Here is a 25,711-nt window from a genome sequence, read left to right on the forward strand (position 1 = left end):
CGTGACTGCGCGAGCGGTGCTGTTGTGGTTGCGGTTTGTTGCCGGGGGCGAGCGCCCGCTCGAAAAGAGAGCCCGGACTCCGCAGAGTCCGGGTCGAGCGGCGCGAGTTTATTGTAAACGCTCCTCAGCAGAGGAGCGTCCCCGGCAACCGCGGTCGCACGAGGTGAGGCGAACCCCGCGAAAATAGGGCCCGGACTCCGCAGAGTCCGGGTCGCGGGTGAGCGAACCGCGCGAGGCTTGCCTCGTGCGACCGCGGATGTTGTTGCGGTATGTGTTGGTGGTCATGCTGGAACCGCCAGCGGCGGCTCAGCGAACGAAGTGAGCGCACAGCGCTTGTGCGGTTCGCGTTTGTCCGACGAGCTCTGCTCGTCGAATTAGGCGGGAGGTGGTCGTGCGTATGCTGGTATCGCCGACGGCGTTCAGCGCGAGGACCTGCCGGACCGCAGCGCGCACCGGCGCGCGAGCAACGCGCGATCGCGTTGGCGCGCAGGCGCGCCGAACCGACCGGCTCGGGCGCGGCGAGCAGACTGTGCGGGACTGGCGGTCACTGCGGTTCAGCAGCGCGATACTGCGAGGCAAAAAGAAAGCGCGGTCGTGTTAGTCGAGCGATTCGAGAACCGAGAATCCGAATAGGAGGATGAGGATGAACAGTGCAGTGCCACGCACACCGAGCACTGCCACCAGTGGGGTGAGTGGATTCATCTATTCACGCCCCACTGCCGCGTACACCTCGTCATCTTCACTGTCACCGTACGGGGTTTCATCAGCGTCCGGTCCACCCATTGCGTTCTCCGCAGGGTACACAACCGTCTCATCACGCTCCGGAGTGTCAAGCCGACCACGCTCGAGTGCGCGTCGAACCTTGTCACTGGCCTGTTTCGCCCGACTTCCGAAACCCGTCATCATGCTCACCGTGTCTCGAACTCTGTTCACTGCGCCGCGTGCTGCGTCACTGACGTTCTTCCCGATTGCTGGAATAATATCTCGCACCAGCATTCCGGTCCCGGCACGCAACGTGTCGGTCAGTTCACGCGTCATCCCACGCTGAATCACGTATTCTTTCGAGAATGAGTGCACCACTGCATACGCGAGGAGGGTGCAATACACGTCGCTGTCGAGATTCCGCCCGGCTTCACTGCGTGATTCGTGGACGATGCTTTGCGCTCGCGTTCGTGCCATGTCACTCATCGGAAGATTGTATTCCGATTTGAACATGTACACCGCCACTGCCACGTCCGAGTACGGTGATTCGAAATGCCCGAGTTCCACGTCTTCGAGTCGCTGCGTGAAGTCGTCTGCGAGTCCACCGAGTCCGAACGGCACACCTGGCTGGAATCGGAATGTCGGCCGCACCTCCGTGTCTGCAAGTTCATCGAACGCGTGCTGGTTGATTTCACTGCTCACCGTCGCCGTAACGTCGAATTTCCAAAACATCGTTCTGAGTCACTCCTGCCCACCCGGGCTTGCCGCCGCCGCCGGCGCGGGCAGTTCATCTCGCGCGCCGGCGCGGCGGCCGTGGGTTGCACTCCATAGCGGCGCGCGTCGCAGTTTTCGCGGCCGCCCCCGCAGACGGGTAACCCCCGCGAAGAAGAGTAGAACCGCAAGGCATCGTGAAGGGACCCCGCGTGAGTGCGGGCGGTTGACCGAACGCGGGGTAGTGTCACGAGGCCTCGCGGAAGCGCAGCGACACGCGCGGGGTATACCCGTCTGGCGCTCGTCCATATGCCCGGCAGGGCGCGCGGCGCGCGCCCGACGCGGCGCGTCTCGTGCGGTCGGTGCGGTGAGACGCGCCGTGACGCTACGGCAGCCCGGAATGGCCGGGAGAGCGCAGTGGGGCGGCCGCGATAGGAGCGCGAGCGCCGCGGCAGCTAGCGTTCGCGGTGAGCGCCGGGGTGTGTTGCGCCCGGCCATGCAGAACTGGTGCTGGCTGGGACTCCCCGCGGCGCGGGTTGCCGCGGGGAGCTGGACCGCTCCATCGGAGCGCTTCGTGCTGTGCGTGTCGAGTGCGCGGGTGGACTGAAAGGGGCGTGGCGCTCGCGCTTGCGTGGTCGGGTCAGCGTGGCCCTATCATCCCACGGAAGGATATCCCGCTGAGCGACCGCGAGCGCCACGGGGCTTTCACCTGCTGCTCCACGTCATCGATGTTGACTGTGTCACTGCGAAGTCTCAACGTCGTCTCGTCTTAACTCGGTCTCGTGTGCCGACGGTCTACGCACCTATCTCGATGACAACGACGCTGTCTTCTCAACACCGCTCCGCGATTGTGACTGCAATTCTATCGGTCGTCTCTGCGGCTGGTCTCCTCGTCCGCACGGGTCGCTCGCGTGCGGGTTGCGCGAGCGATCGCACCGCTACTCGTAGCGCTCCGTGCGCGGCCGTGCGCCGCACCGCGTCACTGCTGCACCACAAACAAAAAGGCGCGGGCCTGCGCCGCGCTCACTTCCACCCGGAGCGGTCGTCGTCCCACTGCGGCGGGCGTGACACGGGCGACCCCTCGTACTTGGGCTCCTTCACCTCCTCAATCTCGTCGCACTCCGGGTGCGTGCACTCCAGGTACGGAATGTCGGAGAGCGACTTGCCTTGGTGTCTCTCCGGGATGTCGAACTCGTGCTCGTGGTTGGTCGCCGGTTCGCCGTCGCTGGTGGCCATTTCAGCCATATCTCCCGGTCCCGGGGCTACGATAAGTATATCTTCAGCCCGCGATGGCAGCGTCGGATACACCCCCGGTTTCCCCGGGTCACCGATTACCCCCGCGCGGACAGCGCGGGGGCGCGGTGATTCCCGGGGCGCGGGGGTCGGTGTCGCAGTCTCGCGGGTGACCGAGCACGCCACGGCGCGCAGGGAACATCGATGCGGCGTCGCGCGCGCCGTCGGTCTCTGCGGTGCCGTGCTGTCTCGGCGCGCGCGGTACGCCGCGGAGATGTCGAATATATACTATCGTAGACCCGGTCTCGGTGATTGGCTGAAATCGTCCGGCCACCAGCGACCGTCCGGCGAACCGGCGTGCTTCGAGCACCGAGGAGCGAACTCCCGGTTTCTGAGACACCAAGGCAGGCGGTGTCGGTCTCCGACGCCCTGGAGTGCACGCGCGCCCTCGGCGACGGAGTGCGACTGAGGAGGTGTATGGAGCCCCGACGGTCGGGGTCGCCATCGCCCGCCGCGTACATGTGGGACGACGGCCCTCCCGGTGTGAGCGCGGCGCCCGCGACAGTTCCACGCCTTCCTGACCAATCAACAGGACTACGGAGGCGTGAGGCTGGGAGTGCCCCGGGCGTGGTCGGGTCCCCGATTACCCGCGGGGTCGCGTGTGGGTGGGCGCGACCCCGTGTCGGCGTGGGGGCCCGACCGATAACCCGGGGTCGGCCTCTGGAATGTCGTGTCGAGTATAGCGGTTCGTCTTGGTGGACATGCTGGGACTGCCAGCGGCGGTTCAGCGCCAGCTCGCCTGGCGCGCACTGCGCGGCGCCGGCCCGATCACCCCTTGTGGGCGCGGGTCGGCGCTCGCGGGTGGTGTTCGTCTACAGAGGCTAGTGGCAGTAGCGGGGCGGATCCTGGCGCGCGCGGATCGTGCGCGAGGGACGAGAAGCGCAGTCGGTGTGTGAGCATCGCAGGAGGTTGTGGGCGGACGCGCGAAGCCGGAAGCGTGCCGGAAGTCGCGCGGGAGGGCCGCCCTGTGGCGCGCGCGATTCGACGCGTGTGGTCGTGGTCTCTGCGGCGCGGTCTGCGGTCTGCGGTTGCGGGACCTCGCACGGGTACCGCGCCATGCGCGTCGGCTCGTGACTGTCTCGATGACGGGATGCTCCAGGGGCGGCGCGCGGCCTCACCCGCCCGCCGTCACTGGTAGATGTGGACGTGAACGTTCTCCTCGCCGAGTATCTCCTCGGCAGTCTCCTTCATGTTCCGCGACCCGGGGCTGTCGCCATCCCACAGCAACACGAGTTTGTCTGCCCACTCAGCCATCCGTTCATTGCGCTGCACTCCGGCTTTCTTCCAGTAGTCGCCGCCGTCACTGTGCGTCCCGAGTTCCGCGTCTGGCTTGTCTTCCGTGTAGTCCCACCACGCCGCGAACCGCGCAACCGGAACATCGTTCGCGTCTGCCCACATCTCGCCAGCCTCGTCTGCACCGCGTGCCGTCCCGCTCACAACCGCACCGACGTCAAACCCGGATTCCGCCACCACGTCGTCCACGTACTCGGTGATGCGGTCATCCGGAACGCCGTTCCCGAACCCGCGCGACCCCGCGATAATCACGCGGTCGCCGTCCACCTGCGTCACTGGCACCGACTCCTCCGCGGCCTGCGTCTCCTCGCTGCCAGCGCCTTCACTGTCACTCTCTGCCGCCAGCCGCGCGGCCGTCTCCGCGATAACTTCCGCGTGGCACGCGTCCCCGTCGTCTTCGTCTGCGTGCTGGCAGAAACACCCGAGCGTCTCCCCTGCCAGCCCGCGAATCTGCTCGCGGAATGCGGGCGAAGTCTCCACGACCGCCGAAAACACCTCGCGGTACCGCTCGACCGATTCCTCCCGGCCCACGTCCGAAACCGTCCACGGGTTCCCGAGACACTCCGGCGGGTGGCCGCTGTTCAGCAAATGCGCATCCCCGCCGTCTTCACGCCCAACGTACACATCGATGTCGTCGTGCTTGCAGTGCGCCACCAGCGCGGGGTCGAAGTCGGTTTCTGCCATTGCGTGTGGACAAAGGCGCTCCACAGGGAGTGATACTTCGTTCCAGCCCGGCGAGGTGGAACCGACGCCTCCTCGCCGGGCTGGAGTCACGCCAGTGAGTTTCACGACTCGCGTGAGATGACGATGGAAACGATCCGTCCGTCGGGCAGTGCTGAGAGACGCAACGGCATCCGCCAGCTCGCTGGCGGACTCGGCGTAGTGCTCGCTGCGTGAACGCGAGTCGTGAAACCGACGTTTCACCCCTGTGGAGCCGCCGACTCCTCACGCAATGGCGTTAGTCTCCGGTATTCCGGAGAGCTCCGAATGCGCAGGGCAGCGCGCGCGAGTGACGCGTGCGCCTCGCGTCGTCGGGTTCTCATTACCGGCCTGTGGATTCGGAGGTATCCGGTATAGCGGAGCGTCGGGGTCACAACAAGAACCCAGAGAAGAGAAACAAGGAGAGGAGAAGAGAGACAGCGGATACGGCGGTTAGAGCCTGGGAATCTCGCGGTTCTTCTTGCTACCCGTTGCGTGGGTGGTGCTGGGTGTGAGTGATGCGGTGCGTGTTTGGTGCGGTGTGTTGCGCGGCGGCGTCGTAGGTGAGGGTGGCGAGTGTCACGGCAACTTCACCGAGCCAATCTGCGTCAACCGCGTTTGAGAGTGTGGTGACAGTGCTGTATCGCCCGGTGTCTGTTTCGACGCGTGCTTCGAGTTCACCGCGGCACGTCACTGCGGCTAATCCTTCGCGTGTGAGACGATACAGGCCGTGTTCGTCTGCTGGCGGGACTGCCTCGACGAGGCCTGCTTCACGAAGATCGCCGAGTTCGTTCCGTGCGTACGGTTTCGTGACGTCTACTCGAGCGGCGGTGTGCGCAGGCGTCAAATTGCCTGCATCCCGCAACGCCGCTAAGATGTCGAACCGTGTGTCTGTCACTGGGAACGTGCACGCCGCAGTGCGCTCGGCAGCCGTCACGACACTCTCGCTATCTATCGCGTGTTCTGTCCCGTCGACGGCGTTGGCACCGCGGTTCCCAGTTGTCCGCGTGGTCGTGTCGAGTGTCTGCGCAATGCTGATTGCGGCTGCCTCCACTTCGCGTTCCCGACTCCGATCACAGGCTTCGCCAACGCGGCGTGACGTAACACCTGCACTCATCTCTGCTTCTCGCTGCGCGACATGATTCGCAGCATCTCGCACGCCGCGTGCATGCCGCTGTGCAACACTCGCAGAATCCACGTCCACACCCACATCCGCGTCCGCGTCCACGTCCACGTCCGCGTCCGCGTTCATCCCCATGTTCATGCCTGTCGTCTGTCGCGTCTCGGGTGCGTGCTGACTCGTGGCGCGTGCTGTCTCCAGTGTTTCAGAATCCTGAGACACATCTCCGTGATTCGACTCTGCGACTCGATCACCGGGACTTGCTGCACCGCGTTCTTTCACGTTCCTGTCACACGCACTCGAGTCCTGAAGTACGCCGCGCTCACCAGGGGTGCCGACTGACTCCGCGCCACACTCACCCGCATCACGCACATCGCGGTGAGAGACAGAACTCGCACTCGCATCACCACCATCGTCACCTGCCGCGCGGTCCGTGTCACCGTCCGACTGAACTCCGGACATCACTGAATACCTCGTTACGAAAACATCCGCGATTCACACTCAAGTACGCTGGGAATACACGCCACGACACCCCCGCGTCGCAACCAGTACTGCACGCCTCCCTGAACACCGCCGTCACGACACGTCAGGATCACCACTCCCATGACGCGGTCACCACACCACCGACACCTGGATGCTCACTCCACAGCCAGATGGGAGAGTCGATGAACACCTCACCGGCTAGACACGCACCCGCAACGCGACTCAGCACGACACGATGCGTCACTGCACCGTCCCCCTGACCCCAGCCCTGCACCAGCACGCCACGCAGGAGAACGTCTCACCAAGCTGAGGAAAACACAGAACGCGCCACGCCGCCAGAACACTTCACCAACTAGAAACACGCTCACCAGGACACCGCGGATCGTCACCACGCACACCCGCACGCCGACCACCCCGCACCCCGCACCTCCACACCACGAAGACTCCCACACCCACACCTGCACGCCCCCGTCACCACGCACCACCCCATCACAGGACGTGTCACAAAACAAAACCACGCATCACCCTACCGCGCGCCGCCCAAGACACGCCCCTCAGAACACGACCACCACCCAGCCTCCACGCCCCCTCGCACACCCGCACGCCGCCCTCCCCACGCACCCCGACCACCACCACGCACACAACGCCACACCCCACCGCGAACACGCCACCCTACGCACCCCGCATCACGCCCCGCCGCACCCCCACCACGAACCACTATCACCAACGTGATACAACACGCACCCCCACCACGCCACCACCACACCCCGCACACACCACGCGCACCACCCACCCGCAACACACTCATCACCCCTCACTCGCACACCAACGGGACTCCTCACAGTCGAGTCCCTAAGCGCCGGCCACTGCCGCGCTACATGCTCACCGCATTGCCACGCCACGCCAGGGACTTCCCTCCTCTCCGCCCTCCTCCTCTCCTCCATTCCACGGGGGGCAGAAGCCCACGGAAGTCTGCCCCCCGCGGAGCGGGGGAACCCCCGGCGCGACCCTCCGGAAGCGCGCCCGGGTCCTCGCGCACACCTCTCAACAACCCGACCAAAACAACTCGACCCTCCAAAGGGCAGGCCGCACGGCCTGCTCGCCTGAGCATCCCAGCAACACCACACAGCCCCACCGCACACCCACCCCACGCGCCCCCCTCGCGGGGGCGCCCCACACAAGAGAGGTGTGCCCCCTCTCCGCTCACGACCCCCGCACCCGCCGCCAGCTGTACATGACACACACCGTATGCAACGCACGACCAACTCACCAAGGCCGACTGCCGCCAGAAATCCGCCCACCAGGCGCACCCCCTCCACAATGAGCCCCTCCAATGGGGCCAAACCTCGTACGTCACCCTCTTTCTTGGGACGATTTCCCCCGACGTACATGGGGGTTTTACCCCCATTCACAACCTCAGATTGTTTTAGAACATCTCTAACCCCCTCAAAATCCTCAGAATGGAACCGATCACCCACAGGAACCACCAATAACACACTCAAAACAGTTTAGAGAGTTTCTACGACATCCTAAAGGCGTTATCTTTTGTTGATGTCAATTGAGTGAATGCATAAGAAAGAAATTTGTGGCAAAATAAAATAATAGAACTATAGTGAGACTATGGGCGTAGCGTTCAAACCCTCTACAACGAGAAATCTGGCAGTTCATACAAACTCGATGTTCCAAGATGATTATGAGTTTGGCGAAAACGTAGAATGGCGTCTCAGATGCTCTACTACCCGGTACACCCTATGTAATATAGATGATTGCAAACTATAGTCTCACTATAGACCCTGAAATATCAGGTGGTTCAATGGCTTTAACACCGAGAATCTGAAATCTGGTATCTCCCAATAAACATATGCTTATGGAGAAAATTCAGCTCCCCGCACTCGCGGGTTTTATTCGCTGAAATAATAGTATGAATAATCATACTTACCTATAGTCTCACTATAGGTATAGGAGAAACAGGACATAGAAAGCCAGTACACCAAGATATAGTTGATGCAGTCTTCGCAAACATCGCACATGTGAAAATAGTTACTGGTGTCCGTATATTTCGCATGATTTCTTATCAAATGAAAAGTGCAGTTCTATAGTGAGACTATAGAATGCCTGATTAATGGCAGACAAAGAGCTGATGGTGACTATGAATGAGTTTTCAAATAATGGAGAGTAATTGGAGTGGTTTGCATGTTTGCGAAGACTCGTAATCACCTGGGTTTACCGTAGGAGAAAACCGGGTTGTTAGACTGTTTGCGGAGTGAATTCGATGGGTTCGCGTTCAAGACACTGGGTGAATTAGTCCTCATCGGGATCGTGTCTGGAAAGTTAAATTTCTGCCGTGAAATCGACAGGGTGGGGGAGATGCGACGGTTCTTGTAGCCGTGATTGGAATGGATCGAGGACTTTATTCAGCGTGGTTAGTAGCGTGATTGCTCAAAGACTGCGTATTAATTTATCTCTCAGGAAGAGATGAATGCGCTTGGAATAGAGCACTGAAGATACGCAGAGGCCTGAACAAAGAATGTGGATATACCAGTTTAGATATGATACTGGTGAGGGGTGGAAATGGTTTGAGACGGGAATCCAAGTAGTTTCTTTGGCGAGAAAACGGTTGTTGAATGAACTAGTTTTGACTCGGGAATCATTGTGAGGGCTATTCAGAATAAAGTACAGACGAGAGCTGGAATATTCTCGGTCACATTCTGAATGACGCTCTACCAACTAACACATAGAACTTTATTTTGGAAGGTGATCGGTGTTGAGGAAACACGGACGCTGAGAAAAATAATACAGCTCTTAGAGAAAAATCTAAGAAGAGTGCGTAGTGTATAACTGGTGATGTGGGTCGTAAGAAATGTCGTGAGTCACGAGTTCATTACTTACGTTCAGTGAGAAGAAGAAGGTTAAATTAACGAGTGGATGCTGTTTTATTCAGCGGAACGATCGTTGTCAGGGAGACGGTCGTAGACCGCCTCTTCGAATGGGAGACTACGGTAAATTGAGTAGTCACAGTTCTCCAGTCCGATGCAGAACTGGGAGAAGTTCCGGTTATCATTGTGGCAGCTCACTGGGAGAGGTTCGTCGGTAGTTCCCGGTGCGTTTTGCTGCGTCTCATAACGAATTTGATACCGGCTTGTCTGCTCATCGAACCATGGATATTGCTCGAAATGTTCGACGATGTCATCGATGTCGAATCCGTTTTTGAGGCTGAAGATGATGCGGACGTAACTGTAGAGAACCCAGCGAACGGGCTTACCTTCATGTAAGAATTGATTTATGTTTTCCAAGCACGGGAGCTCGTGGATGTCTCCTATTTCTGAGACATTCACGTTTTTTGCGTTTCCCCATGGCGAGTACTGCAAGCGATATTTGTTCCTCCGACCTTCTTGAATTTCAATGTGCTTATGGTCTGAATTCTCGTGCAAGAATTTTGATACACCGTTAGCGTTCTCGAAATCGTCTACCGAATCTTGCTCGTACGACTTTATTTCGTTATCTACACTGTCTTTGTCAGCGCCAGGTTCCTGTTGAACAAACCATTCAATCGCCTCGAAGATTTGGGTTGCCTCAATTAATTCATCTAGTTTGGCGATTTCATTTGGGGCCTCATCGACTGCTTTTAGAACGACGCGAAGTCGTTCAGGATACCGGCGCTCAGCGAATAATTTTTGCGTCTGATTTGCTTCAAAGAGTTTGTCAATTTTGGCGTGTACATCTTCTGCGTAGGTGACGATCGTCGTCTCGTTTTCGTCAGTGAGGGTGTTTTCAAAGGTCTGTTCTAGTTGGTGCGCAACTGATTGCCGACCATCGATGAGGTGATCTGCGAACGCGTCTTGGAAGTCTGTTGTCGGAATGTAGACACAGTTGTTATCGACTCTAACTTGCAAGTCACCGTCTACAGGATCACCATCACGAACTAGACAGTTCTGGTTTGCGTGCACCAATGGCACCTCGTAGTACAACCCATCGTCGAGCCCTTCTGGTTGCGTGATTGCTGTGACTGGGCGCCCAGGAGGCGGACCGCGTTCATCCGGTTGCCCATCCCGCCCATACACTGCTTCACCAGCAATCACCTGGAGATTCCCATCTGGGTGCTCGAACCGATTGAGTGCTGCATACACATGATACGCGAACACGTCACGAAGGTAGTGATGCAGAGTGATGCGAAGGCCGCGCTCTTGCAGTCGTTCATTCTTCCGGATGATTAGCGACCCCATTGACAGCATCACAGCCAGCCGCCCTGGACAATCAATCGGCACCCACGGGTCACGAACCACATCACCCTGCTCTGGGTTCTTGATTGCCTCCAGGACGAACTTCTGGACGTCTTCGAGCATCTGTTTTTCATTCCGAACGCCTTGCTGCTTCCATGTGTCATACCCGCTCTCAAAGAGGTCTACCAGCGCGAAATCACCGTATTCAGACGGATCTAACAGTACGCGCCACGCATCAAGTACGTTCGTTCGTGGTGTGATACGCCCAGACCGTTGTGAGTCAGTCCTGTCTTGGTCTGATTGCGGCGACATTATTGTTCCACCTCGTTATCAGCTTTCAGGAACTCCGGGACAGGGTCACTTCGAAAGTCGAACGCCGGAGAGTTCACTGGTGTCACGATTCGTGAGACATCTGCATGCAGCGAATACGGTAACCGCATCACGCGTGAATCATCCGGAGTGACTTTGGTATCTACTGGGATGTCCAACACTTCGGTGATGTACGCCATGAGAAATTTGCGTGTCCGCTCAGTGTAGTGGTGGCTCGCATCTTCATCGAGCGCATACACGTGCGTGCCTTGCCCACTGTAGAACACCTCTGTATCCGTGAATTCAAGGCAGTCTTCTAACCAGGTCTTGAGTTCGAACCCGTACTGAATTGATTGCTGCACGTCATCCCAGGTATAGCTGAATTTCTGATCTTCGCTGAGCGGTGGTTTATCACGCACCCCGGCTTCTTTCGCAATCTGCTTGTTACGCCGGGGATCGTTTTTCTGTTTGTGATCTTCGATGGCGACATCTTTCGCATCGATATCAAACACCAATACCCAAAATCGGTCATGGTGTTCAAGCCCGTAGTAGATAGCGTCGGCTGCGGGAACAGTGCTGACATCAACCCCATCGAGGTCTTCGTAGTCGCTACTTTCAGCTATTTTTGGGTCAATAAGCCCGGGGCTTGGTGGCCCATCACCTTTTTTCGGGTCATTGTGTACGGGCTTTTGGAAGAACTCGAGGAGGTCGTCCCATTTGTTGAAACGCGGTTCTGGTTGTTCGTCAGGTTGGGTGCTTCGTCGAATGAAGTTGCGTTTTGAATTGCGATTTTCCGTCGGTTGATCCCCGACAACAACAGGATATGGGTCCGTGAGTGCGATAGCGTATTCGATCGGTCCAGTGGGGGTGATCCAGTTGGGGATGTCGTCGACGTAGTCTGGAAACTCTTCTTCGTAGTACGTTTGAATTTCTCTTGGTGTGGCTGAACGCCATGGGTATGTGTCAGAAGTCATTGTGCATGTGGTACCAGGAGAGTTTTTTCGGTCTGCGGCGGTTCACAGAGCTGAGCTTGGAACCGGCAGTTCGTTAACTCTCTATCAGTAAAATGAGTGTATTGAATTATAAAAAACCTCGCCAGTCTATACAGTCCACACTAATACTCTTCTTGTAGAAAATCAACGGGAAAGACGGTGATACGGGCATTTACGACTACGAGAGGATTAATGAAGTCTGGAAGAATGTTACTACGACAGGCGTTCGGATGTCGTGGCTAAGTTTTTACCGGAAGTACAGCAAACAATACAGTATAGAATGGCCCCCGAGTCGAAGTTAATCGAATGGGATGACGACCGCTACAGCACGAACATTGAGCGGTTCGACGATCAACATCAGTACCTCTTCAACCTGTTGAACGAACTCTACCAAGCAATTGATAATGGCGATCCTGAAGACGAAGCAGGTGACGTGTTGCGTGAGCTTGAACGCTACACTGAGTACCACTTCGGGGATGAAGAAGAGTTCATGCAGGACTGCGGGTACTCGATGGACTGCGCAGATTGCTTCTACAACCACCGCGAGATGCATGAGGAATTTGTTGAGAAGGTCACCGACCTCCGGGAACGACACGAACAAGGTGAACACATCGAGATGGAGGTTCTAGAGTTCGTGCGTGACTGGCTTGACTCTCATATTGCCGGGAATGATCAGGATCAGAAATACTCTGAGTACTACCAAGAAGAGATCAGCGACGATTACGAGTACACACCTGGGAAACTCCACGACAGTAGAGAAGTTGAAGCCGCACATCCGGAGGCGCTACAGGACGAGGAGACAATTGAAGACTACGACGTGTCGATTGGAAGTGATATTCAGGCCGGTGAGTCTATTTCATTCCAAGATGAACCACTGGCTGCCTGGTTTGAGCGAGTCTGGTTACATCACGCTGATCGGACTGCCGCGATGACGCCAGACGACGATACGGAACCGGTCTTGTTTGGAGAGTTCCGTGATCGGGCTCGTTCCGTCGCAGCTGGACTGCTCAACTCCGGTCTCGAGCCGGGTGATCGTGTTGGAATTTACGCTGACCCGGAGTTTGACTGGTCAGTCGTAGACGCAGCTTGTCACCTCGCCGGTCTGATCTCAGTCCCGGTATCAAATCTCTTCAACAATGACCGCGCGCTTCACATCATCGACGATGCAGGCGTCGACGTGCTCGTTGCTGAGCGGATGGTTCCTGTCTCTGTTGAACAGGGTGTTGAGACGGTGTTGCAAATTGATGATTTGCCGACGGGAGAACGCGAGAATTTCCCTGGTTTCGACCGTGACGAAGATGATGTCGCCACGATCGTCTACAAAATAGGAACGGATAAGCATCCGCGGGGATGCGCGTTGACTCATCGGAATCTGCTTGCGGCCATCAACATGCTGTCTGACCGACTTCCGGTAACTCCAGGTGGGACGGGAACCTGTTTCCTCCCGCTAGGCCTGATGTATCAGCGGGTATGTACCTACTATCTCTGGGCAAATGGCAACGCAGTCGCGTACATGGACATTGACGACTTTGAAGATCACCTTCAAGAAGTGCGGCCAAGTGTACTGGTTGGTGTCCCGCAGGCCTATGAGCGATTGCGTGAAGAGTTACAAGACCGAATGAGCGGAATGAACGGGGCGAAGAAATTCATTGCCGTTGATGTTGCCAAAGAGTACGGAGCAGTAATGCGTGATGATCGAAGTGCATCCAGACGTCTCTCGATGAAACATTCGATGGCGGAACGCACAGTGTTCGCGTCACTTCGTGAAAAAACCGGTCTGGATAACATCACACATGCACTGACAAGCACAGAGAGCATCGAATCTGAGACGTTGAATTTCTTCTGGGGGCTAAACGTCCCGTTAACAGAAGTTTATGAATCAACAGAGTTGACCGGGTTGGCAACGCTGACGGCACCTGATGATTACCGGGCAGAAGTTGTTGGGCATCCGTTCCCCGGGACCGAAGTGGCACTCGCGGAAGATGGCGAAGTCATTGTTCGTGGTCCGAGTGTGATGGATGGATATTGGAATGACAAAGAGGCGACTGCCTACGCGATTCGTGACGGGTGGTACCATACTGGTGATATTGGCGAGTTCACAGATGACGGTGCACTCCGCATCATCGGGAGTAAGTAGTTTCTTTCCACGCCAGAGTCAGACCGGAGTGAAGACGGGAATTTGAGCGAAAACGAGAGGCTTTAGGACTTTGACGACTCGTTATTTTTGTTCATCAATGCGGGACTGGATATTCTCGAACGTGTAGATTGCGTCAATCCCGTCTTCGCCGTATTCCGACAATAGCGTGTTGAATTGGTTCGGTGAGAGGTTTTGATATCGGCGGTCTGCGTCGTCAACAGGAAGGTTGATGCGCTTTTCCCCGTTGACTTCTTTGGCTAATGCACGCACAATCCGACGCCCAACCTCCTTGTTACGCACTACCCACACTGATTCAGCATCTTCAGCAACCAGTTTCTCGTTTTCTTCACCCTCTTTTACTTTCTCCATGTGCTTCGACCACCCCATCAAGTCGTGGTCCTTCCGGAGTGACTCGTAGTTACGAGTCCCAGGTCGTGTATCGTGAATGCCTTGTGCTTCTTTTTCAACTTTTGAAGCTCCGCCTTCAACCTCTACGAACACTTTGAAATCCCCGTTTTCGTCGTATCCGATGATATCCAGCAATTCGTCGTCTTCTCGATGGTTTGCTGGCTTCTGGAATGACTTGATGTGCTTGATGTCTGGTCGGCGACTTAACCACTCCATCGTGAGGTCTGCTCCGTATCGATGGGGTATCCCATCACCTAAGTCACCGATGCCTGGCCCTGTCTCTAAGGATGCATTGAGTTCCTCGCGGCCTTTCGGTGTGACTGTGTATGTCAGTGTCTGATTGACCAGTCGGTGCTCAATGACGTAGCCTTCATCTTTGAGTTTCTCAATGTCGGCCCCGCGATCTTGGTACATGTCACGGACAGGTGCAAGGCTCTGTGTCCGATCGATGTTGAGATTATTGTTCATTACCGCGAGGACAGTCTGCATAAACCCGAGTTCGTCTCGGGTGAGTGGGCTTGCTTCGATTTCATTTGGAGACATGTCTGGGGCCTGCGGCTCAATGTGGACAACTCCTGATTCATCCTCTCCGTTGTTTGTTGTGTTGGTTTCTTCGTTTAAAGCTTGGTAGGGGTTTGCACTGTCAACAGTACTGTTGCTGGTTTGCGTGTCGTTTTCGGTGTTGTCTTTAGAGTGGTAGTTTTTCTGGAGTGCGGATACATCCAGATTGATGTCCGCAGGTTCGAACCCTTTCTCGACAGCTTCAGTAAGGTGGTCAGTGATGAGTGTCTGTTCGGGGAGGTACTTGATGCTCTCAAATTTCGCGTGCCCAACGAGACTATTGAAGGCTTCTTCACGCACGTCATCGTGTTGAGCTGGGATTTCTTTGCTGAGTTTTGCAGCGACAGCGAATATTGCACTCCGATTCCACTCTTCAATTACCAGACCTAATTCTTTGAGTCGAGTAACAGGTTCCTCGTGATCAATGTGATTTTTGTTGTAACTCCCCGGGTCTCCATTCAGATCACTTTCCATGACTGGTTTCGTTGGTGTTCCATCTGGTGTGCCTTCATCCAGTGTTGGGCTATCTCTGGTTGGATTTGCTCCACCCTGGCCGTGAGAGTTCTGTTCACCGTCACGGGTTGGGCTAGCTTTCCCGTAAGGTGATTGACTCGTGGTGTTGCTGGAGTCGTTACTAGGAGTTTGTGCGTGTGATTTTTCGCGTTTTCCGGGTTCTGCGGGTTGTTCTGTACTCGGGTTCTTGTTAGGCGTGCCGGGGGTTCCACCAGCACCACCATCGGTTTGCGCGGTGGCATTGCCACCGTTACTGTCTGTTGCCTGTCCAGCTGTTTCCCCGGTTGCGTCTACGGACTCCTCATCAGTGTTCTCAGGTGCGCGTTTAGGATGTCGGGTAATGTTAGCTGCTTCCGGGATGTCTTCGTCTTTGCGGAGGCAACAGCTGGCCGCTTTGCCTTTTCGACCTTCCACATATGTCTCCCCGCAGCGTTCACATTCATATCCGTGATTTGCTTGGAATGTGATGTGGTCTGGCATCCCCGCTTCTGGATTCCGTGTTGTCCCACCTTGTGACTCGGTGATTCCAAGTTGGACTTCGTCAGGATCAATGCCTTCGGTATGTTCTCCGAAATCGGTGTCGGAACCACCGCTCTTGTCGCCATCCTTGACTTCAGTCTCGGATTCAGCATCGTCTTCTTCGTCATGGTCATCCATCTCAGCGACACCGTATTCCGTTTGAGTGCGGTCATGGATGACGTTATCTAAGAGGAATTGGAAGTGGTCATCCGCTTGCTTTTCAAGTGGGTTTGCGCTTTCTGGGTGCCCAGCTGGAATCGGGAGTGGATCAAGGCTGAATGGTTCTGGGCCAGTTTCTTGGAATGTTGGGCTCGGGAGTTGTGCAATCCATTCACCGCGCGGCAAAGACTTGATACGGTTGCTGAACTGCTCTGGCGTCATGTCTTCGTGCGCCATTGCTTCAGCGATTTCTTCGTCGAGGGTGATTTTCCCAATGAGCAGACTAGCAACGTTGTTTAGGACGTTCCGGTATGTTCGTTCGCCAGCATCTTTCATCTGCTCGGGATACTGCATTGATAACCCGACTCCAAGGTGGAACGACCGCCCCTGCTCAAGCATCTTGTTCATGATGTCACTCACTGCAACGCTGGCTGCCTCGTCCACGATGAGATTGACGAGATGATCGTCATCCCAGGGTTCACGGCACGGCGGATGATTCGGGTCTTTGTCTTGCTGGCGTGCATGTTCTCTACACTCGTCTTTGGAGTCGTGACCGACTGTGCATTTTGTGCGAGAGTGCTCTTTGAGACCGTCCCAGAGATTCATTAGGACGAGCCCCGTCATGATCACGGTTGCTTCGTCACGGAGTTCTCCCAAGTCGAACATGATGACTTTCGAGTCGTTGAGGTGGTCACGAAAGTCGAATCGTTTGTTTGTGTTGTCGAAGATTTTCCGCAGGTGGAAGTCTTCACGGATGTAGTCCAGCCGGTTGAACAACGCGTCCATGATCGTTGCGAAGTCCTGTGGGTCACTTTCGGTGTGCCGTGTTAGTGTGCGGTGTAGCCGGTCGTCAGAGACTTCTGGGATGCTGCCACTGTCGTCGTCTGAGGAGACGTATTTTCGCATTTCTTCGGCGGCACGCTCGAGGTCATTGTGGCTGAAGTAGTTTTTCGACTCGCGTTCAAGTGCAATATCTGTGTCGTCGTACTGGTCGGTGGCGTGATTTTCGTCGAATAGCGATTTTATCAGTGCCTTGATGATGGTTGGTGCGACCTTGGATTCGCGGTAGCGCTCTGCACCCATGACGAGTTTCAGCAGTTCTTCGTAGTGGTCAGCTTTGTTTTGCACAGCGTCGACGCGACGTTTTCCTTGGTCAAGCGATGGGCGAATGTCGAAAAACGTGAATCCGGGTAGGATGTCCGGGACGGGGAAGTGAACCACGTTCTCTTTGAGGTCTTTTTCTCCGAACCGGTCGAAGTGCGCTCGCATGTAGTTTTGTGTCATGCCGTCGCCTTTCGGGTCTATGAACACGATCGGGCCTTCCGTGTTCTCATACAGCGACAACATGTCATTAATCAGAGCCTTCGATTTGCCTGCGCCTGTAGTGGCAAATCGCCCGAAGTGTTTCGTGAGCATCGACGGAGGGAGTTGCGTTGGAACATCCTCTGGCTCATTTTCTTCGTCCAACGCATAGCCAATTCTCATCCCCGGCTGATGGAACTGCTCCATCAGATCCGGGTCTGGACGCGGGAGTGGGTTCCGTGACTCAGCTTCGGCACGCGTCCCCCGGACACCTTCTACAGTGAGATTCTCGGCGGAGGGCACTGCGACGAAATTTGAGAGTTCGTCAGCGTTCATAACGACATCTGGCCGTAGTTTCCCGCTGCTTCCAATGTCTAATTCTTGGTTGATGAGCTTATGGAATTCTTGGGTTGCAGTGCGATCATCACTGAGCAGTCCGCCATCTGAATCTTCCATGATTTTCGCGTTCAGCCCGTAAAAATACCCGTCGAGGTGATCAAGGACTGACGCGAGATTGTTCATCGTGCGTTTCACGTCACCAACGTTTACTTTTCCAGTAGCGATGCTGACAGCGCGGATGTTTGCACGGAACGTCCGTTTCGGGATTTTGTTGTCAATGAGCTGGGCGCGCTCCCCGACATCTCCGGATACAGCAGATTCATCACCACTCGCGGATTCACCCATCTCTTCAAAGAAATCGCGGCGCTTCTCACGACGAGCTTCCTCGCTGGATCCGTGCACGAGTTCTCCAATCTCGTACCGGAGTTTTTGGCCGAGTGTATCACGGTTTAGGTGGAGATCGTCTTTGCGTTTCTCCGCAAGCCGTGTCCAGTCTTCCATGCGCTCGAAGACAATCTGGAACGCAATCGGGAGATCAGATTCAGCGAGGTGTTGGATGAGAGTGGCGAGAGGTGCGCGAGATTGGATGTCATCGGCGTCAGGATTCGCCACATTAGAGAACATTTTCAACGTGGTCATCCAGTCTTTCTTCCGTTCGCCTTCACCGCGCCAGCGCGCTGCCACGGGCGTCCCGTTTTCAAGAGATGGGCGGGCTAGAATTGTCCCATCTTCGGTCTTTGTGGGGCCATCGATGGTGCTAACGGGGACATCCCCCTCGAGGTTCGACATCACGTCAATATCTTGCAGGACATCACCACCGAGTTCAGCTAGGAGCTCAGCATCCTTGATGACGTCTTCGTCGACGTCATCACCGAATTCCGAGGTGTCTACACTACTCTCGGCATTCCCAGTGTTACTGGGGCTGTCGGCAGTCTCGGTGTTAGTGTCTGGATTGAGCGGCACATCACCTTTCCCGATTTCTTGCTCAGTGTTTATCTCTGTGTGACGAGTTGTGAGGTCTTCAACGGTCCCCGGGACCTCGTCAGGGTCGTACTGGAGTTCCCCTTCAACGAGGTTTTCAACAAAATCTTCGGGGTCGTATTCGACAGGCGGGACAACTTTTTCGAGAACATCTACCTCGACGATTTCGACATTGAAACTCTCCGGATAGGCGGTGACAAGGCGTTTTCGGAGGGTTTCAACAAGATTTTCATCAGTCCCGTAGAAGAATTCTACAGGTGCTTCTTTCCCTTGGCTGACTGCAAGGAATTCGAATCTCGGAATTTTTTCGTCAGTGTCGCTCAGTGGATTGAGTTTGTCCCTTATTGTCGGTGTATCACCGTGGAAGTTCAGTTTATGGAGGCTGGACAGGTGGCTAACGATGTCGTCTGGGTTAAGTCGTTCTCGTGATGGTTTAACGCGGACGTATTCTCGAGTCATATATGAGTCAGGGGGTGTCGCTGGTGCTTCCTAGTGCTATCACTAGGTGGTTTGAAGTATGTAAAAACTAGCCCGGCAGTGCGTTACCCAGCAACCCCGAACACCGCAGAAAGACTTGGTAACCACGGGAACGCCAACCGGAGCCACACGACGGTACTGAATATGACAACACCTGCACCGAACAGGAGATGATTCGCCCATGAATTTGCAGCTTTACAGAATCCGAATCGGATTTGCTGCGACGAGACTGGCCAAAACGGGTGAATCCCGAAACGGCCACTCCCGACTGTTAGCGTATCCGTGAAGATATGCACTAGTAAACTCAGTGTTGCCGCTGCACCCATTACTGCACCGGTACGAAGAGGCTGAACTCCCCACGGGAACACCGTGAACATCACTTCGAACTCTTTGACGGCAAATTGAATCCATGCAATCACTGCTGCACCCACAATCCCTCCAACAGTTACCGCGAAGAGAATTGTGTGTGTCACTCCGCGATGTTTGATGAATCCAATTTGCTGATCGACGTCGGGAACCATTGTGAAGGCTATTACTACTGGGACTGTGATCACAGCGAGAGGCAGTCCTGCAACTAATACAACTACCGCAGCAGCCATCAATGCTGTACCATAGTGACCTTCTCGGTGCATAGCAACCTCTTGGAAAACTCGCGTGAGCTGATGTCGTAAAGGGAATTCAGGGCAGTCTGTTAGTCAGCAGCCGCATCATTCCCCGCGTATTTCTCTTCCATGATGGCCTTCACATCGGGTTGCTCTTCGCGGGGGATGTCTTCCCAGGCAATGCGGTCGTTGTCGTAAAGGAACGCCCACGCATTGACATCCTCGTCAATGATGTGGTGTTCAAACTGATTCGACAGGACACGCAGCCGCATCTTCCCGACGTTCCCGATGTACACCAGGCCTTCGGAGTAGTCCGCAGAGTTCCCGGCCTGTGCTTGCATCACGAAGTTTCGCTCTCGTTCACTGAGGCCGAGAGCCTTCGTGGCTTCTTTCCCAATGTCTTCGTGCCGCATCAACGCACGTATGTCACACTGATCATAGATCTCTTTTGCCTCTGGGTTCTTCATGAACTCGTCCACAGTCTGGCTTATCAGAGTCATGCCGGAGTCGTAGTGTCGAGAGTGACGCGCAAACAGGTTCAACATGTCGAGCGCCTGTTGCTGTCTCAACATGTAGTGAGCTTCGTCGATCGTGACAAGTGTACGGCCACGATTCGCCTTCGCACGCTGGAACAGCCAGTCCAGCACAATATGCATGAACAGCTCACTGTTACTGTCCGCAATGTTGCTCAGGTCAAACTGAACAACGCGTGCATGCAGTGAAACGTTCGTTTCACCGTTCAGGTTCGCTCGTTGACCTCCCTGCTGGAAGTCTTCAAGCCCAAGAAGCACTGAGTGAGCGTAGTTCGCCTCACGTTCACGGTTCTGCTGCGCAACAGCGGCTTCAGCCTCAGTTTCAATGTTATCGATGTACGCTTGGAATGCTGGGGGAACATCCAGGAACTCGCTTGGCTGGTTCCCGTGCGCGATTTCTTGGAGGATATCCAGCACGTCATCGATTGTCGGAGACTTGTTCCCGTGCGTGCTGACGTCTTTTGTAATTCCTTGGCGGAGGTAAGCGAACCGGACAGCGCGCCGAAGAACACCTTCTTCTTCCTTCTCGAGATTGCGTTCCCCGGCGAAGTGAGCTTTGAACATGCCCATCACACTACGGATCTTGTCGTCGTACGGGTCACCCTCCATCTTTTCAAGAGCCTCTTCATCTTCAACCTGCTTGATTTCCATCGGGTTGATGATGGTATCACTGTCAATGGTGATGCGCTGACCTTCGACGGCGTCTACCATGTCAGCGAACCCTCCAACTGGGTCAATGATGAGAATTTCCGTCTCTGGATCCATCATCAACCGCCGCCACATAATGAGTTTGCTCAGATAGCTTTTCCCAGACCCGATTTTCCCGCTGACGAGCATGTTGTGGCCGGATAGCTCGAACCGGTCAACGACGACTGGACTGTTCGTTGTTTTATGGAATCCCATCAAAACACCGGTTGGCTCAACCACACTCGGTTCGATGAAGGGGAACGTTGTCCCGAGCGATCGCGTGTCCATAATCTGTGTTTTCCGGACACGATCCTGGCCTGTGGGTGCCATCGCTCGCATTGTCCGGAGTTGTTGATCATGGAACGGTGTCGCACGAGCGTTGGACTGCGCGACAATTTGTTTGAGTTCCTTTGTTGCCTCGTTCAGTGTCTCTTCGTCTTCCGCGAGTACTTCGAGGTACAGGGAGAAGTCGAAGAGTTTCGTACTACCCTCGGTGAGACCTTCACGGAGGCGGTTGACGTGTTGGAGTTGTTGCTCTTCCTCGTTCGTGTTGACCTTTCCATCTTCGCGTTTCCGTTTAATTTCGGAGTTCAAGCGTGTCGCCCGCACGTTCAACTTCTGCATCATCGTGTCTGTGTCACGGGGGTTAATGTGGTACGACACGCGGATTTCCGCGTCTTTCGTCTCAAACCCGCTCGTGAAAAGTCGATCAAGCCACCCGTATGAGACACGACTCGGGTAATCCGAAAGGATCATCAGCCGAGCATGCTTCTCGGTGCCTTGCTCACCAGTGCGTTTGATGTATGTACTGGTTTCCTGGATTTGCTCTGGTGCGACTGCCATTCGTGCAGTTTCCCCGCGTTCTTCCGGCGAGTGAATTGCACCCGTTTTGCCTTCTCGTTCATCTGCTCCCTGTTCTTGATGGATTTCCTCGATTTTTGCTTGGAGTGCTTTCCCAGTGATGTCTGCACCTTCACGCCGGAGTCGCTCTGTCGCTTCATCTACAATGTCTTCATCCTCGGTGGCGAGTGTTGTTTCTGGACTCTCGTCGTCGTTACTCCCACCCACGCCGGGGATTTTTGATGTAATACTGCTGTCGTTAGTGGTCTTGGGTGAAGAATCGGTTGTGTCCGGAGACGTCGAGGAGGAAGACGACTCACCACGGAACGAAGAGAAGGCGACTATTCCTCCGCCGCCGACGACGACAAGTATGCCGATGGTGAGTCCGAGCATGGGGATAGCTCCGAACTGCTCTACGAGACTCCCCATCCCGATTGCTTCGAATGCTGACTTGACGGGCCCACTGATTTGAAGCGGTATCAGTGCACCGCCAGCAGCAATACTGGTGTGACTGGTGACAGGCTGTGCGTGTTGTTCAGCGCAAGTTTCCTTTGTAGGCATTGTTTTAGCTGAAGTGAAAGATTCTCGGTCGTTGTGAGGCATCATTCTTCACCCCCATCTGGGATATCGACACTACCACTGTCATACTGGTTGTCCGTGAGAGCATCTAGGTCGAACCCTTCGATGCCAATTTCCGCTTGTTCGTCGTACATGCTGAACGGCCCCGTCGGGAACACCTGCTTCATCGGCTGGTAGTTGTTGTAATAGTGGTACAGCACGGACATCACCTCATCACGATCGTCGATCCGTTCGACTTGCACGTCGATGCGACGGAGACCACTTTCAATACGACTCATCCGAGTTTTCAGCTCACGAATGCACTGCACCTTCGTTACACTCTCGCTGGGGTCATCGGTGAATTTTGAGACGAGTGCCCCAATCCCAGGAGTATCCCGGAAGTTATCGAGGAACCCCTCGTCTTCGAACTGCTGGATTTGATCGGCACGCACCGGGACAATGATGTAAAAGTCCCGCTGTTGCATGTCATTTTTCGTCATGAAGGTCTCCAGCCAGTTCGGATATATTTGCCGCCCCATGTTCACCAGTTGACTGTCACCAGCACGGGTATTCCCGGCTCCTAACACGCGTTCTAGTTTGGTGATGTGGTCTGTAATGTCGAATTTTGTCGGGTACGACACAATTTGCACTGGGAAGTCCAGAGAGCCAAGAAATGACGACTGGAATCCTTGGATGATTTGTGATTTCTTTTCCTCCGTGTGAATCGACCAGCTGCGAGGTTCAACGCGTGCAATCGCAGCGAAGTGCTTATCATCAACAACAATGACTCCTTCTGCATTGACGCCATCCGGCATGTATTCGTCGTCAGCATCATAGACAAATTCGATGTCTACGAGCTCTTGCACGTAATTCGGCATCGACGTGACGCCACCACTACTCGGATCATACTCCTCCGCATGTCGTCCTTCTTGAGTGTGTTCTGGACCAGGCGCATTCCGCCGTAGTTCATCGGTTTCTTCGTCACTTTCGCCTTGAGTGTCTGGCCCGCCAACTGCGACACTTTCATCATTGTCTCCCTCATCACCACTGTCCTCCATTTGCTCAACATCTTCTGCAAGTTCTTCACCGAAATCTTCTATCGAACCATCACTACCACCGCTTTCCGGCTCTGACACTTCCGGCATACTCGTTTCCGGCCTTCCGCTGTCACTTCCAGAGCTGGCAGGAGTACTACTGGGAGGCGGTGATGCGGTACTTGCATTTGCCGTGTTGTCAGTGTCTTCCCACTCACCACCACTGGTTCCTGCGGTTTGCGGTTCGTCACTGCTATTGGATTGTTCTCCACTTGGAGTGTTGGACAAACTGTCATCACGTTCTTGCACGGCGGGTGCTGCATTTCCGTTAGGCTGTTCAGTTGCAGTCCCACCAGCCGAAGACAGGGATTGGTCTGACTGCGCACGCTGCGGTGTGCTGATCTCACTATGACTTTGAACTACTGTGGAATCAACCCGCTTCACTACGTAGGTAATCCATGTGCTCCGGTCGTCCACGAAGTAGTGTTCAATCTTCTCCAACCCGGACAGGTTACCTTCACCACTTGCACGTTCGCCGTCTCTGTCATCACTTGCAGCACTCTTAGCTCTACCATCCGTGCTCGACGACCCGGGAATTTCGCTGCCGCTATTGGAGGTAGTTGACTGTTCGACCTCCTGATTTGAGGTGTCTGCCTCATTAGCACCTACTTCAGTGCTGCTGGTGACAGCGTCCGAAACCAGGGCAGCCTCTGTACCTTGTTCTGAGTCCGCTGAAGAATCGTTTTGGGTGTCTGCTTGGTCTTCGTCGACGTCAACATCGTGACCGCCTGACCCTGATTTGTCACCGGTCTCTTGCTCGGTAGAAGGTGTTTCTTCTTCGACGGTATCGGCATTAGTATCTCGCTTTCTCTCGTCTGTGTGAGTGTTATCGTCATCACTCACACTCTCTGGAACGTCTTGGTCTTCCGAGGAAGACTTTTTCCCGGCTGCCTCTGTTTCAGCAGTATCATCAGGTTGCGCGTTAAGTTGCTCATCAATTCCCGAATCACTATTTCTACCTTCACCACTATGTTGACCAGTGCCTTCTGCTACCTGGGAGTCTTCACCGGACTTTTTGCTCTCAGTGGGTTCGCCATTTTGACTCTCTTTGGAGTTCAGTGAGTCCTCTTCCGAGGTTTCATCTCCACCCCGATCTCGATTTTCACGCTTTGCACCCCACTCCATTTCATCGCCGCCCGATTCTGTGGACTCGACTTCACTCTCAGATTGTGCGCTGTTTGCCTCCGAGTCCTCGGCGGTATTTTCATCGGATTCAGACTCACCGGGACTCTCGTCTGCTTCAGACTGCTCTTCTGCTGAGCTATCAGACAAGTTGTTTTCAGATTCAGAGATATCGTTGCCCTCAACGTGAGCTTGATTCGAATCTTCTGTTACCTCTGGTTCTGCATCAACAGGATTGTTGCCGTTTTCGGAGTCACCACTCGTTTCTGACCCATTTTTTGAGTCTTCGAGCGGATGTTCCCAACAGTACTGTTCGCCCGGTTCAGTCTGTCGGTGACATTGCTCACCGTCATCGGAAACCCACTGACAGAACTCAGGATCCAAAGTAAGTGTGTCATCATGTCCAGAGGGAGAGTCAGACGCTTGCTCATCCTCTTCAGACTTCTCAGTACGCGTTCCCACATCGTCGTCATCTTCACCAGTCGTATTCCCAGCACTCTTTTCAGACTCCGACTCAGTTTGTTCCTCGTTAGTCGTCGTTTCGTCTTTGGAAGAAGAGTCGGTGTCATTCGTTGTCTCGCTAGCAGTGCCGTCAGTAGTGTCACTGAGCGCATTTTTGACATCCACTTCTTTGATGTCAACACCAGACTGTTTCGCGTTCTGGATTAACTCTTCAATTTCAGTTTGTTTTTCGTTCTGGGAAAGGGAATCATGCTCGTAGATATGCCTCGCAACCTGGAAAACCGATTCCCGCGAGTCACGTTGTACGTCGTTAATGATCGCGTCTGCGGTGATAGTGACATTAGTTGGAGTGGCGTCCGCTAGGGTATGGAGAGTGTCTCGGTCATCAACGTCTAATAGAACTCCCGTCCGACCTAGCTTTTCGATTGCATACCCGCAGAGAACCTCGTAGAGACTCACATCTGTGTTATCAATCGCATGTTGCGCGGCCTCGATTCTACTACCAGGAGCTTGGTCTTCGTCGCCTAGGACAGTGAATAACTGTTCTGTGTCGATGCCGGTGAGATTATTGAGAAGTGGTTTTGTGCTAGTCATG

General features: G+C 55.1%; 11 protein-coding genes. 1 reads left to right on the forward strand and 10 read right to left on the reverse strand.

Annotated elements, in window-relative coordinates:
• Positions 1–702: 702 nt before the first annotated feature.
• The 6 genes from QYL91_RS17705 to QYL91_RS17730 form a co-directional block, all read right to left on the reverse strand.
• A complete protein-coding gene (locus QYL91_RS17705; RefSeq protein ID WP_302083318.1) occupies positions 703–1,404 on the reverse strand; it encodes a hypothetical protein in 702 nt (233 codons plus the stop codon).
• A 1,032-nt stretch (positions 1,405–2,436) separates the two neighbouring features.
• Complete coding sequence (locus QYL91_RS17710) at positions 2,437–2,649, reverse strand: hypothetical protein (RefSeq protein WP_302083320.1); 213 nt, start codon at positions 2,647–2,649, stop codon at positions 2,437–2,439.
• Positions 2,650–3,834: 1,185 nt separating this feature from the next.
• A complete protein-coding gene (locus tag QYL91_RS17715) occupies positions 3,835–4,683 on the reverse strand; it encodes a DUF4326 domain-containing protein (RefSeq protein ID WP_302083322.1) in 849 nt (282 codons plus the stop codon).
• A 499-nt stretch (positions 4,684–5,182) separates the two neighbouring features.
• Entirely contained in the window at positions 5,183–6,280 is a 1,098-nt protein-coding gene (locus QYL91_RS17720; protein ID WP_302083324.1) for a winged helix-turn-helix domain-containing protein, read from the reverse strand.
• Positions 6,281–9,234: 2,954 nt separating this feature from the next.
• On the reverse strand, positions 9,235–10,833 hold the full coding sequence (locus QYL91_RS17725; RefSeq protein ID WP_302083326.1) for a primase-associated protein: 1,599 nt from the start codon (positions 10,831–10,833) through the stop codon (positions 9,235–9,237).
• Positions 10,833–11,804, reverse strand: coding sequence for a bifunctional DNA primase/polymerase (locus QYL91_RS17730; protein ID WP_302083328.1), 972 nt, complete (start codon positions 11,802–11,804; stop codon positions 10,833–10,835). Before QYL91_RS17730 ends, QYL91_RS17725 begins: the two co-directional genes overlap by 1 nt.
• Before the next feature lie 298 nt (positions 11,805–12,102).
• Between QYL91_RS17730 and QYL91_RS17735 the strand changes: the two genes are divergently transcribed.
• Positions 12,103–13,959: a bacteriohemerythrin gene (locus QYL91_RS17735; protein WP_302083330.1), complete on the forward strand. Its 1,857-nt coding sequence runs from the start codon at positions 12,103–12,105 to the stop codon at positions 13,957–13,959.
• Positions 13,960–14,040: 81 nt separating this feature from the next.
• Here QYL91_RS17735 and QYL91_RS17740 read toward each other — a convergent pair whose 3' ends face one another.
• The 4 genes from QYL91_RS17740 to QYL91_RS17755 form a co-directional block, all read right to left on the reverse strand.
• On the reverse strand, positions 14,041–19,200 hold the full coding sequence (locus QYL91_RS17740; RefSeq protein WP_302083332.1) for an ATP-binding protein: 5,160 nt from the start codon (positions 19,198–19,200) through the stop codon (positions 14,041–14,043).
• Between the two features lie 83 nt (positions 19,201–19,283).
• Positions 19,284–19,817: a metal-dependent hydrolase gene (locus QYL91_RS17745; RefSeq protein ID WP_369685640.1), complete on the reverse strand. Its 534-nt coding sequence runs from the start codon at positions 19,815–19,817 to the stop codon at positions 19,284–19,286.
• Between the two features lie 92 nt (positions 19,818–19,909).
• Positions 19,910–22,441 (reverse strand): VirB4 family type IV secretion system protein, encoded by a 2,532-nt coding sequence (locus QYL91_RS17750; protein WP_302083337.1) that lies wholly within the window; start codon positions 22,439–22,441, stop codon positions 19,910–19,912.
• Positions 22,442–22,482: 41 nt separating this feature from the next.
• On the reverse strand, positions 22,483–25,710 hold the full coding sequence (locus tag QYL91_RS17755) for a TraC-like domain-containing protein (RefSeq protein WP_302083339.1): 3,228 nt from the start codon (positions 25,708–25,710) through the stop codon (positions 22,483–22,485).
• Position 25,711: the final 1 nt, after the last annotated feature.

The organism is Salinibaculum rarum, from assembly GCF_030505615.1.
Lineage (GTDB): Archaea > Halobacteriota > Halobacteria > Halobacteriales > Haloarculaceae > Salinibaculum > Salinibaculum rarum.